The sequence below is a fragment of the Bacillus sp. PK3-037 genome (assembly GCF_054161355.1).
Genome location: NZ_CP096408.1, coordinates 1982161 through 1993562, shown reverse-complemented (window position 1 = coordinate 1993562; position 11402 = coordinate 1982161). Strand labels below are relative to the sequence as shown.

Genomic DNA, 11402 nt, shown 5'->3' with positions numbered 1-11402 from the left:
TTATTTGGAAAGTTCCATATACAAATACAACTGTTTGATGAGGAGTGTTTGAGGGGGCAACACGCAACGATACTGGCATAAAAACTGTTTTAGCTATTATCAATAATACAATATAAAAAGGAAAGGGTTCACACCCTTCCTCTTTATGCACCAACTAAATCTGCGGTCATAGCAATTGTTATTCAAACAAGAAATAGCAAACATCAGAGAACATGAGGAGCATTTACAAGAAAATAAATTCAATAATTAAAAGGGCGCTATTTTCATATTCAGATTGAGTTCTTATAAGCACTAATTGCTTCGTTACGTAGTAACATGTTATCTTTGTTAACCATGCCTAAGTTGTAAGCTTTTTTAATAATATCTAATACCTTCAAATCTATTGCAGAAAGGCTACCTCCACCATTTAATCTAGATTTCCAATAATCTAAAGACTTATTTATGTCAAGTGAGCTTTTTTTATTCTCGGGTTCAACGACCTTATTTTTCTCTAGTTTTTCACAGAATTCACTAAAACTAATGGATGAAGGAGTTGGATTATTCCCTCCATACCCTTCAGTAGCCAAACTGCAAAATGCTAAGAATTTTGGATCATAAATAAGATCACTTGAGTTTTCATTTACCATCGATAACCACAATCCTTTCAGAGCTTTTTATAACCTTAGAGCACCCTTTTCATCTTTACACATGTTAAATATCGACAATTATTCAAATGATTTAATAATTGAATAAAAAAAGAACCTGCATTAAGCATGTTCTCTCCCTAATTTGCAAACTTTTGTTTTATGGATAAACCATTATTTTATTGGAACTCAATACTTTATCGGTGCACAAGTACTATTAACCATGATTCAGTTCAAATTCTTCTCTTGTCATCCCAAAGCAAATACCATCATAATAGGCACCTTTAGTGAAAATGATCTTTCTTAGTTGTCCCTCTTTCATGAAACCTAATTTTTCATGTAATCGTATGGATGGATTATTAAAAGAATAAACAGTTGCATTTACTTTTTGATAAGCCAGCTCCAAAAAAAAGAAGCGAAGAACCATCAAGATCATTTCTTTGGCATATCCTTTACCTCTATATGGCTCAAATACAGCTAAATAATAATCGAAGGTACCATTTTTCCTATCACAGTCAAAGGTTTCGATCATACCTACTATATTATTATCTCTATCAACTGCAATAAAACGGAATTCATCTTTTTCTAATTGTTCTTCTACCCATTCTCTCATGTTATTAGCTGAACGAGGAAAATGAAGAGAGTCCATATTTCGTAAAATTTCATCATCTAATGATTCAAAAATAACGATATCTTCAGGTTGGATCGCTCGCAGTGTAAGATTTTCCCCTGTCCAATAAGTAACTGCCATTTTAACTTTTCCTCCGTTCATCTACATATTTTGCTTCAGTTTTCCGAATTTCCTCTAATAAATTTACCAACATAAAACTGCTCTTTTTTTTTTGAAACTATTATCAATATTATCAAATATTTGTAAAACTAAGAATAATGTTTTTATCACCTTTTTGTTCCTCTCATTTATGCCCATGTTCTTTGTCAGGTCGTTGTTATTTCACCAACGAGCATACCGAGGTCGTGGTTGTTTTGTCTACGACCTCATTGTAGTCGTGGATTGAGTCGTTGCTTATTCGGCAACGAGTGATTTAAGGTCGTATACGTATTGGATACGACCTTACTTAAAGTAACAGAACTACATGATGTCTCTCTGTCTCATTCCCCACTTCTGGAGAAACGATGGTTCAGACTGAACTGTCGTTTGTTGGTTTTATTTAAGTATATATACTTAACCAAAGGGTCTGGTTCAGCTTGAACTACACCTTGGCAGGTTCATAGTGAACCTCACAAATTTCTTTGTTATTTGTCTTGACTTTTCTTTTAATTTTTTGCTTGATTGGTTGAGACTGTGGACAACGGCTGGACAAGTTGTCTGCCTGAATTTGCTTGTAAAAAAAAATAAACAAACTCAGGCAGGCGACTGAAACTTGATTGTATATCCACTTGTGGTATCCGTGTGTTCACCCTATTTGCCGTTGGTTATTCCCCAAACAAGCCTACTGTGTCAAGGTCCCTAACAGGTTCAACCAACCCAAAATTGGGTTCGTATACTTATGGCTTGTCCTGCATCGTCAGAAACGATACACCCTTCCTTCGTCAGCACTTAATGGCAGCTTTCGCCTTTCAGATGCATGTGTAAATAGGGAAACACAGAAGGCATCCTATCCTCAATTATTGCGGCGGCTGAGTCACTACCCTGTCAAGTTTTACGTGTGTTAGCGCATGCGACTCCTTACAATTTAATAAAGTCAGTCTATGCTCCTGAATTAAGGTGTTGTCTTTAGTGATGCCTTTTTTAACGAAATGTTACCGTGCCATAGAAATCCGAAGTCGCCCTGTAATGGAGCCTTAGACTGCCGTGGAGGCTGTCAATGTACTCCTGTGAAGCTGACTCATACCAGTTTTTCTTATCAGGATCGAATTTCAGTTTGTACATTCCGTCCGGCGGTCTGATATCTGTAAATCCCTCAGGTATTTCTCAAAAAGAAAATCAATATATTGTGTTTGTCAAAGATACATAATGCAATATATAGTGCGGAGGTGATTCGAATGTCTAAAAGAAAAAACGGGAAACCTAGTAAAAAGAAGACATCAAGCCCGAAAACTGCAAAACTGGCATCTAAAGTCTTAAGAGATGGAAGATACAGTAAAGATTCTAAAACAAAGCTCGTTCTGTGTTAGCTCAGTCAAGAGGCAAGTAATCCTTAGAAAGGAAGCGAAAGTCTCCTTATTCTCCTGTTTCAAATGGTTCGTTTACATAGATTTTGTTTAATTGGAATATATTACTCTGGTAGGTGTATACTATTTTTTAGAACTGGAAAGGAGAATACTAGTATGCAAATGAGCGAAGCAGCTGAGTTAAGAAAAGCTTGGAAAGAAAAAGGGAATCCACCTTGTGACCATCCTAATAGACCCGATAAAGAGTATTACCTTGGTACAAGCACAGGTGATTATGTATGCAGCATTTGTGGTTATTCAGGACATAAGGAATCCTTTAAATATTTTCAAAAGTATTAGAATACAAGGACAGGGATATTATTTTTTATTAAAAGTCAAGAAAATGTTTAATATTATTAATAATTAAGCAACCAAATAAAATGTCACACATTTTATAAACAAAAAGAGAGGATAGATGAACAGGGTGAAAATGCCTGTATTCAACTATCCTTTTTTTGTACAACAAATGACCTCATTTACTACAACAACGGTGTTGTTTGTTCTTCAACTAACGCCCCCGTTACTTTAAGTACATTTATTCACAAAGTAATCTTTTTTACAGGTCATTTAGTGGTAGCCCCAGGAAAATGCGAATTTACAACGTTAATCAAATTCAAACATAAAAAAGTCGAATTCCCTGTCCTTTAAGGTAAACGACTTTTTTATACGACTTCTTCAAGTAAATCCCCATTAACCTTTTTTGGGGACTATTTGTAATCTCTGCGCAGTGAAATTATACCTGTGCTAGCCCGCCATCTACGAACAATTCAACACCCGTCAAGTAACTGCTTTCGTCTGAAGCAAGGAAAGATACAGCGTTTGCTACTTCTTCAGGTGTCCCAACTTTTCCAGCTGGAACAGTATTTCTGCTATTTTCCATTACTTCTTCAAGTGCATCACCAAAAAGCTCATCGTAGGCAGGTGTAAGAATACCTCCTGGACTAACCACATTTACACGGATTTCAGTACCTTTTAGGTCAAGAATCCAGTTGCGAACTAGTGCTCTTAATGCTGCTTTAGATGCTCCATATACACTAAACGCTGGGTTGCCAATTGATCCAGCAGTAGAGCCCGTTACAATAATAGAACCTGCTTTGTCCGGGAATAGTGATAACGCTTTTTGAACAGTAAAGATGGTTCCTTTAACGTTAATGTCGAACGTTTTATCAACCTGCTCTTCAGTAATTTCACCTAATGGAAGGAAGTTGCCGATGCCTGCATTAGCAAAAAGAATGTCCAACTTACCTTTTTCCTGCTTTATAATGTCATATAGTTTGTCTAAGTCTTCAAGCTTAGAAATATCACCTTGAACACCGCTTACGTTCTTGCCAATTTGGTTAACAGCTTTATCAAGTTCATTTTGTCTACGTCCCGTGATATAAACATATGCACCTTCGTTTACAAATTTTTGTGCTGTAGCAAGACCAATCCCACTTGTTCCACCCGTTACAAGCGCTATTTTACCTTCAAATTTACCCATACTTAACACTCCTTTAGAATTAATTTTATTTTATGTCTAGTACCTTTAAGTACTTGAAGAACAACTTACAAGATATAGTATCCTTCAGTAAGCACATTATCGGAAGTACCCACTTTTTTGTGATATAGTAACTAAAAAGTAATAAATGTGGAATGGAGAGCTTTAGACATGAAAAAATTTAGCTGTGGGTTTGAAGTGACAAAGGAAGTTATTGGCGGAAAATGGAAAGGACTTGTATTATACTTTTTAATGAATGGACCAAAGAGAACGAGTGAATTAAAGCGCATTATCCCAAATATAACTCAGAAAATGCTGATTCAAACACTTAGAGAGCTTGAAGCCAGTGGACTTGTGAGCAGAAAGATGTATAATCAAGTACCGCCGAAGGTTGAATATTCATCAACTGAACTTGGAGAATCTCTTAAACCTATCTTGCAGGAGCTCTGTCAATGGGGAAGCCATTATGCGGAGCAAGAGTATGCAGAAGGTGAATATGAAATTGTACAACCAGAACAACTAAAGTTAGGATTGATGTAGCTGCTGAAGGAAATGCTAATCAACTTCAATACCATCACCTAACAGATGAAGAACAGTCAGAAATAAATGAGATATTCAATTTTGAAAGTGAAGTTCTAATAAGAAGTGTCATGGACTATATTCAGGAGAACTTTGATGAAATTCAAAAAAGAGCTGTTTCAAATGTTAAAGAGAAGGTTCAGAAACTTAGCCAAAAAATAAATGAAGATATTGATAATAATATTTAATGCCTATGATCTCTAGATAGGCATTTTCTTGTGCATAAAAAAAGACCTGAATTAAAAACCCAGGTCACACTCCTCCCCTGTATTCACCTTATTATTTAGTACATTTTTATTGATTTAACTATGTTTATGACAACTCTTACATGTACACTTCGGGTCACAGTGGGGGTCACACTCAGGTCATAAAATGACTTTTACCGGTTTCAAATCATCAAATACAAACTAATCATTGTACAGTAATCTACCCTATTTCTCTTCATTTCATATTTTCACAACAAATTTAATCACAATAACACAAAGTACTCCTTGCATTTCCTCCCCCGTCATGCTATATTCATATAGCGATGAGCTGAATTGTGTAAGCCGATGTACATGCCCTTTGCGGCACACACGAATGTGGCGTGTGGTGCATCGCCTCAATACGCAAAGACGTTTGCCTCTTAGGCAAACGTCTTTTTTGTGTTATCCGATTTTTGTTCCGTTTGGTAATGGTTGTTCAGGTTGAAGCAGGACGACATCGCCTTGGCCGGGAATGCCGCCGAGGACTAAGACTTCGGATTTAAAACCTGCAATTCGGCGCGGCGGGAAGTTCACGACAGCGATAATTTGTGTGTTGGTCAGTTCTTCTGGGCAATAGCGCTTTGTGATTTGCGCGCTTGATTGTTTAATGCCGATATCTCCTCCAAAATCAATGAACAGTTTAATCGCCGGGATTCTTGCTTCAGGGAATTCTTCCGCTTTGATAATGGTGCCAGTTCTGATATCCAGTTTTTCAAAATCTTCAATTACAGCCATCATTATATCTCCTTTTTCTTACTATTTTAAAAGAGACACCTGCTAAATGTTTAACCAAAAGCTCATATTTTTTTATCTGAATGAAAGGTATTCCGGTACATTCGTGGCGATACACCTGTACTTTTTGCAAACCATCTTGTAAAAGAAGAAAGGTTTTGAAAGCCGAGCGATTGACTCACGACAGTCAGCGTAACATTTTTCTCAATCAGCATCCGTTTCGCTTCCTCAAGGCGGAGGTCAGCTATATAGGCTTGAGGGGACTTACCTGTCTGTTTCTTAAACCAGCTTGAATAGTAAGCTGGGTGATAATGTTCAATTTCCGCCAGCTTTTGTATTGTCAGAGGCTCAGACAAATGGCTATGGATGTATGCGATTGAAGCATGAGTATGGGTTTGCAGTTTTTCTTTTATGTATTGAACAAGCAGATGGAGCGAGTGCGCTGAGCGTGTGTTTGCTTCCTCTATTAATAAGTGCCTGATCGAAGACCAAAAAGGATCGATTGCAGCTTCAATCCCTGCGGCTGCATGATGCTCCTCAATTTTCATCGCCTGAAGCGGCACATCCAGCACAAGACATTCATTTCTGCCAATAGAGCGGAATCGATGCTCGGACTCTGGAGGGATATATAAAAATTGATCCGGCTTTAATTTGACCTGCCGATCCTCTGTTTCAAGATCGATATTCCCTTCAAGGGGAAAAAGAAATTGGCTGTACGCGTGCTTATGTGAGGAATAAAGGCGGGTATATGTCCGTTTTTCACAGATAATCTCTTGAAGCGAATTCATCAGCCATCCTCCTTTTTGATCCGGTAATGGTGTTCCGATATTGGCGAGAACCCGATTTTTTCATACAAAGAAACGGCGGATGAGTTTTCTTTCATCACTTGCAAGTACATATGCTTAGCTCCATTGTTCATTGACCATTCAGTCAGAGCCCTGATGACTTGGGTCCCTGCCCCTTTTCCTCTATGTTCCTTTGCTACAACAACGTTGCTAAGTCCCCCATAGCCATCGATAACGGAAGCCGTGCCCACTGCTGTCAGGCTGCCTTGGTCATACATAGTGAAAAAGGTTTTACACGGCTGCATTCGCTTGAAAATGCTTGTATAGCCGCAATGCCGTTCGGGTGAAAATTCTTCCAATCGGATAAAATCATCAATCCATGAAGACGATGACTCCTGCTCCCACTTATATGTAAATCGGCTGTTCTCAAAAGTACAATTTAAAATATCGCAGCATGATGCTGTCATTTGAAAACATTCATCAAGCTTTTCATATCCGCTGTCTGCCAGCGCATCATCAAGTCCTTCCGGAGATGCGTCACTGATTTGAATACAAACGGGCAGACCTAAACTTTTATAAAAATGCTCGATCTCTTTTTGGTAATCTCCTTCTGGCATGTCCGCCGATGTCCATACGCTGTTCGCCCGTTTGGTTACGCCAAAATTCGCTCTGAGAAGCCATTTCCCCATTCGTTTTTGAATATAAGACGGCCATGATGCTGCCGCTAATTGCTCAATTTTGTAAATATCATGCATCGCCTCTTGCCTCTCCCTTATATATACTGCATGATATATTATACAATATTCAGAAATATAAGACATATATTATTTAGTTTACATAATACTTTTATTGTTTATTGACAGCCCCGATAGAAATAATCGAATTGAAAATGCTAAGCTGTCTGAAATGTCTTCCTTTAATTCAAACGCTTCTTTTCCGATTAAAGTCGCGAATCCGTGCAGCAAGCTTCGCAGCCCTCTAGTTGCATGAATCACAGTCTGTTCGTTTGCATAACCGCTGTCAATAAGCAGTTTCGTCACAAGCCTGACAATCTGGTTTGACAGGCTTTCAGCTCTTTCATCTTGAATTTTAAGCAAAGTCGCTTCATAATAACCCGGATTTTCAACTGCAAACCCAACATATGCATCGCCTAAAGAGAGCAAGGCGGACTCCCCCTTCTGTTCTTTGACAGAATCAGCCATCTGATCAAAAAGCCTTGTCAAACCGCTAACGGCAAGCTCCGTTCTGATTCCCTGCAGCCCGCTTATGTGATTATACAGAGACGGGGGCCGTACATTCATTTTTTTAGAGAGTGCGGCTAGTGTCACGCCGTTTATTCCTTCCTGATCAGCAATCTCTGCCGCCGCCTCTATAATCATCTTTTGATGTAATCCTGCTCTCGGTGACATGGTCAGACCCCCTTCTTTGCTTTTTGAATTGCTAATTTCATCGACTGTTCTGGTGAAGCAAGGAAATTCCCATGTCCGACCGCAAGACAGCTTGGCGCCTTGTCAACAAGCCATTCCGCGCTTCTTACAGCAGCCTCCTTATTCCAAGTGGCGAAGGCCGGAAAAGGAAATGTCCATCTCATCTGGCCGGAAACGGCTATTCCCCCCCGTAATTGAAATGCATCCCCAGCTATTACAATTCCGTTTCTTGTGTCCAGAAACGACATGCTACCCGGGGTATGACCTGGGGTTGAAATCGCAAGGAGAGAACCGATTGTTTCGCCACCCGCTAGCAAAACGTCAGGCTTTGTTTTGATATTTTTTGGAATTCCTCCTTTTATAGGCGTCTGCGGTTCATCTTTCCGCAAAGAAACATCACCTTTTAACAAAAATGAATCACGCTCGGATATGACAACCTTTGCATGAGGAAAAGCTTGGGACAGTGCATCCAGCGAACCGACATGATCACCGTGCGCATGAGTCAGTAAAATGTGTTGTAACGGTTTTCCAAGCTGATTCACTGCTTGGATAATCCCTTTATAGCTGTTCGGAAGACCAGTATCAATTAAGGTTACTTCATTTTCTTCCTCTACAAGATAACAATTGACCGGAAATAATGTCGGATAAAACGTCAGCTGCCGCACAGTTTGATTCTGAATGATTCTCATATAATACTCCTCCTGAATAAAAAACTAATGATGTTAGTTTTATTATTAACTAATACCATTAGTTTTTCAAGAGTGTTATACCAAGTTTATGGCGACAAATATTTTAACCTGCGCCCGCTGCGGTGAAAGCGCACTTTGATCATACTGCTCAAAGTCTCCCGAAAACGTACGCAAATGGCGCTTGTCCCAAGTCCAAATTTCCTTCCATGTGTCGAGTACAATGTCTTCAATAGGACCGATTCTTGAAGTGAAAACAGCATAAGCGGAAGCCGGTAAATATATATCCTCATAAGGTTCCGGAAGCATGTCGCTATGCTCGGTAAAAGCGCCGACAGAAAATGTGTAAAACCCATTCTCCTGCTGTTCATAATGAGAGTATAAAGCGATAATGCTCTGATCCTTTTTATTAGGCGGGAGTAACATGCTCGTATCCTGCTGCCAAAATCGATTCCATAAGAGCGGGATTTGTCTTTTTTCCGTCATTTCCAATGCATTGCTTGTTCTTTGTGACAGCCCTGAAAAGCGCTTTTGTTCTAAATGTGTCATATGTGAATAGCTCATATGATACCTCCTTTTTACCTAGATTATAAAAGAAGAAACCTGACAGCATTGTGTCAGGTTTCATATATTTTTTGCATATGAAAAATCGTTTCTTTTACCTTTTCCCGGATATGAAGGGGTTCCAGGACCTCAATATCCTTGCCAAATTGCAGCAAGAAACCGATCAGCCATTGATCCTCAGGCAGAGATATCACCGCTCGGCAGGCTTCATTTTCATCCAATTGAAGGACATCATTTCCAAACCACTCACTTATACGCTGATGCGCACCGGGCTGGACAAGAATGACCAGTTCAGTTAAACGATCCTTTCGATACCAATTCGCATCCCAAGGCAGAGTCTCCAGCTGTATGTCTTTTCTCTTAAATGATTGCTGTAAAACAGTCAGATCTTTCATTCGGCTTAACTTAAAAAAGCGGAAATCGTTTCTAACCAGACAGTAGGCGTATAAATACCAGCGGCCTGTCTTGCACACCAACGTGTAAGGCTCTGTTTCACGGAGAAGTATTTCCCCATTTGCATTTGTATATGTAAATGATATGGTTGACGACCGATCGATTGCATCACTGATGTTTTCTCGAAGCGCCTTTTGGTCCTCTGTTTGTCCCCATGCCGTCATGTCTATAAACCATTTTTCCGTTTCACGCTTAAATGCCTCTGCGGCCTGGTCAGATATGAGATGTTTTATTTTTTGATAAGCCGCGCTGTGAGAAGCGGGTTCATACATCGATGAGACGCTCTGCAAAGCGGAAGCAATAGCAAATAGCTCCTCTTCTTTCAGCCACTCTCTTTCAAGCCGATATGTTTCCATCACACTGATCCCGCCCCCGGCGCCTTGTGAGGTTACAATCGGAATGCCCGCTCTGCTGATCGTATCAATATCTCGGTAAACCGTTCTGACTGATACTTCAAACAAATCAGCTAGCTCAGCAGCCTGCACTTGTTTTTTGCTGATTAATAACATCACCATCGCTAACATACGTTCCAGTTTCATTTCTTCGCACCTTGTCTTCCGCTTTTATTTTCCAATATTATCATACCATTTTATGAGGCTTGGGCATATCTATTATGCAGCCTAAAGGCATCGTGCATATGTTATGAAAACAGGGGCCTCCCCTTCTTTTTTTATGATCATTGTTTTATTTAGACTACTATTTCAAAACGGATAAGCATACACTTCTCAACGGAGGGGATATCACATCATGCATCTTACACTTCAAAGCGTTTATCCTGTCATGATTATCGTCTTTTTTCTGTATAAAAAAATCAAACGATCCATCGGATATCAGCCGCTGAAGCCTCGCTGGCTTTTTACTCGTATGATTCTTTTTTCAATATTCGCATTCGGTCTCACCATCTTCAGCCTCATTCATCCTTTTTTATACGGATATTTCATTATCGGCATTCTTGGCGGATGTCTGCTGGTTTTTTTCGCCAGGAAAAATCTCTCCTTTGAAAAACGCAGAGGAAAAATTTATTTTCGGACTCATATTTGGGTAGAGCTTATTCTGCTAACCCTATTTATATCGAGATTTCTTTATCGTGTAACAGAGCTGTACCTTGCCGCGCCTGATTTACACAGCCTGGGATCTTACAGCCAGTCTATCGGAACTGATCCTTTCACGATTGGCGTCTGTTTTCTGATCGCCGTCTATTATATCGGTTTTTCCTCTATTGTCATCAAAATCAGCAGAAACGGGCTGGAACAAAATGGGCACAGTAAAGGAAAAGACATCCTTGCTTAATCGCGAAATGCGGCAGCAAGGATGTCTTTTTTAATCGTGTCTTGTATGATGGATCATTTGCTGAAGCACATCTAAAACATGCTCATCCTCGGGAGAATAGTAGATTGATGTTCCTTCTCTGCGCGATTTCACGAGCCGTAGATTTTTTAAAAACCTGAGCTGATGGGATACTGTTGATTGCAGTAAATTCAGTTTCTCAGCGATCCCGTTCACAGCATGTTCACCCTGAGAAAGCAAATGGAGAATTCTGATTCTCGTAGGATCAGAAAGCGCTTTGAAGGTTTGTGCGACTAGAAATAAAGTTTCTTCGTCCAAATCGGTCACCGTTTCATTCGCACGGTCCGTTTCTCGAAATTCAGTCATGTGTCT

The 11402-nt window shown here is 39.5% G+C and carries 14 protein-coding genes; 3 read left to right on the top strand and 11 right to left on the bottom strand.

Features of this window, described 5'->3' with window-relative positions:
- Positions 1–269: 269 nt before the first annotated feature.
- On the bottom strand, positions 270–626 hold the full coding sequence (locus tag M1D69_RS10520; RefSeq protein ID WP_458103809.1) for a hypothetical protein: 357 nt from the start codon (positions 624–626) through the stop codon (positions 270–272).
- Between the two features lie 214 nt (positions 627–840).
- Positions 841–1374 carry a GNAT family N-acetyltransferase gene (locus tag M1D69_RS10515; protein ID WP_458103810.1) on the bottom strand — a complete coding sequence of 178 codons (534 nt, stop codon included), beginning with the start codon at positions 1372–1374 and terminating at the stop codon, positions 841–843.
- A 1538-nt stretch (positions 1375–2912) separates the two neighbouring features.
- Between M1D69_RS10515 and M1D69_RS10510 the strand changes: the two genes are divergently transcribed.
- On the top strand, positions 2913–3095 hold the full coding sequence (locus M1D69_RS10510) for a hypothetical protein (RefSeq protein WP_458103811.1): 183 nt from the start codon (positions 2913–2915) through the stop codon (positions 3093–3095).
- 433 nt (positions 3096–3528) lie between these two features.
- On the opposite strand, the gene M1D69_RS10505 is transcribed toward M1D69_RS10510, so the two are convergent.
- A complete protein-coding gene (locus M1D69_RS10505; RefSeq protein ID WP_458103812.1) occupies positions 3529–4275 on the bottom strand; it encodes an SDR family NAD(P)-dependent oxidoreductase in 747 nt (248 codons plus the stop codon).
- Between the two features lie 168 nt (positions 4276–4443).
- On the opposite strand from M1D69_RS10505, the gene M1D69_RS10500 reads away from it, so the two are divergent.
- Positions 4444–4812 carry a winged helix-turn-helix transcriptional regulator gene (locus tag M1D69_RS10500; protein WP_017417659.1) on the top strand — a complete coding sequence of 123 codons (369 nt, stop codon included), beginning with the start codon at positions 4444–4446 and terminating at the stop codon, positions 4810–4812.
- A 686-nt stretch (positions 4813–5498) separates the two neighbouring features.
- Here M1D69_RS10500 and csaA read toward each other — a convergent pair.
- The 7 genes from csaA to M1D69_RS10465 form a co-directional block, all read right to left on the bottom strand.
- A complete protein-coding gene (gene csaA / locus M1D69_RS10495; protein ID WP_458103813.1) occupies positions 5499–5831 on the bottom strand; it encodes a chaperone CsaA in 333 nt (110 codons plus the stop codon).
- Positions 5832–5893: 62 nt separating this feature from the next.
- Positions 5894–6616, bottom strand: coding sequence for a helix-turn-helix domain-containing protein (locus M1D69_RS10490; RefSeq protein WP_458103814.1), 723 nt, complete (start codon positions 6614–6616; stop codon positions 5894–5896).
- Entirely contained in the window at positions 6616–7368 is a 753-nt protein-coding gene (locus M1D69_RS10485; RefSeq protein ID WP_458103815.1) for a GNAT family N-acetyltransferase, read from the bottom strand. Before M1D69_RS10485 ends, M1D69_RS10490 begins: the two co-directional genes overlap by 1 nt.
- Positions 7369–7446: 78 nt before the next feature.
- Complete coding sequence (locus M1D69_RS10480) at positions 7447–8022, bottom strand: TetR/AcrR family transcriptional regulator (protein ID WP_059336558.1); 576 nt, start codon at positions 8020–8022, stop codon at positions 7447–7449.
- Between the two features lie 2 nt (positions 8023–8024).
- On the bottom strand, positions 8025–8729 hold the full coding sequence (locus M1D69_RS10475) for an MBL fold metallo-hydrolase (protein ID WP_458103816.1): 705 nt from the start codon (positions 8727–8729) through the stop codon (positions 8025–8027).
- 75 nt (positions 8730–8804) lie between these two features.
- Positions 8805–9290: a GyrI-like domain-containing protein gene (locus M1D69_RS10470; RefSeq protein ID WP_105955042.1), complete on the bottom strand. Its 486-nt coding sequence runs from the start codon at positions 9288–9290 to the stop codon at positions 8805–8807.
- 53 nt (positions 9291–9343) lie between these two features.
- Positions 9344–10282, bottom strand: a complete 939-nt coding sequence (locus M1D69_RS10465; RefSeq protein ID WP_458103817.1) for a helix-turn-helix transcriptional regulator — start codon at positions 10280–10282, stop codon at positions 9344–9346.
- 208 nt (positions 10283–10490) lie between these two features.
- Here M1D69_RS10465 and M1D69_RS10460 point away from each other — a divergent pair, with 208 nt between their 5' ends.
- Positions 10491–11033, top strand: coding sequence for a kinase (locus M1D69_RS10460; RefSeq protein ID WP_458103818.1), 543 nt, complete (start codon positions 10491–10493; stop codon positions 11031–11033).
- Positions 11034–11063: 30 nt separating this feature from the next.
- Here the strand turns inward: M1D69_RS10460 and czrA are convergent, their stop codons facing one another.
- Entirely contained in the window at positions 11064–11396 is a 333-nt protein-coding gene (gene czrA, locus M1D69_RS10455; protein ID WP_024121707.1) for a Zn(II)-responsive metalloregulatory transcriptional repressor CzrA, read from the bottom strand.
- Positions 11397–11402 lie beyond the last annotated feature (6 nt).

Bases quoted from the DNA above. Each gene is read 5' to 3' on its own strand.
- M1D69_RS10520 (WP_458103809.1), bottom strand. From the start codon at position 626: ATGGTAAATGAAAACTCAAGTGATCTTATTTATGATCCAAAATTCTTA.
- M1D69_RS10515 (WP_458103810.1), bottom strand. From the start codon at position 1,374: ATGGCAGTTACTTATTGGACAGGGGAAAATCTTACACTGCGAGCGATC.
- M1D69_RS10510 (WP_458103811.1), top strand. From the start codon at position 2,913: ATGCAAATGAGCGAAGCAGCTGAGTTAAGAAAAGCTTGGAAAGAAAAA.
- M1D69_RS10505 (WP_458103812.1), bottom strand. From the start codon at position 4,275: ATGGGTAAATTTGAAGGTAAAATAGCGCTTGTAACGGGTGGAACAAGT.
- M1D69_RS10500 (WP_017417659.1), top strand. From the start codon at position 4,444: ATGAAAAAATTTAGCTGTGGGTTTGAAGTGACAAAGGAAGTTATTGGC.
- csaA (WP_458103813.1), bottom strand. From the start codon at position 5,831: ATGGCTGTAATTGAAGATTTTGAAAAACTGGATATCAGAACTGGCACC.
- M1D69_RS10490 (WP_458103814.1), bottom strand. From the start codon at position 6,616: ATGAATTCGCTTCAAGAGATTATCTGTGAAAAACGGACATATACCCGC.
- M1D69_RS10485 (WP_458103815.1), bottom strand. From the start codon at position 7,368: ATGCATGATATTTACAAAATTGAGCAATTAGCGGCAGCATCATGGCCG.
- M1D69_RS10480 (WP_059336558.1), bottom strand. From the start codon at position 8,022: ATGTCACCGAGAGCAGGATTACATCAAAAGATGATTATAGAGGCGGCG.
- M1D69_RS10475 (WP_458103816.1), bottom strand. From the start codon at position 8,729: ATGAGAATCATTCAGAATCAAACTGTGCGGCAGCTGACGTTTTATCCG.
- M1D69_RS10470 (WP_105955042.1), bottom strand. From the start codon at position 9,290: ATGAGCTATTCACATATGACACATTTAGAACAAAAGCGCTTTTCAGGG.
- M1D69_RS10465 (WP_458103817.1), bottom strand. From the start codon at position 10,282: ATGAAACTGGAACGTATGTTAGCGATGGTGATGTTATTAATCAGCAAA.
- M1D69_RS10460 (WP_458103818.1), top strand. From the start codon at position 10,491: ATGCATCTTACACTTCAAAGCGTTTATCCTGTCATGATTATCGTCTTT.
- czrA (WP_024121707.1), bottom strand. From the start codon at position 11,396: ATGACTGAATTTCGAGAAACGGACCGTGCGAATGAAACGGTGACCGAT.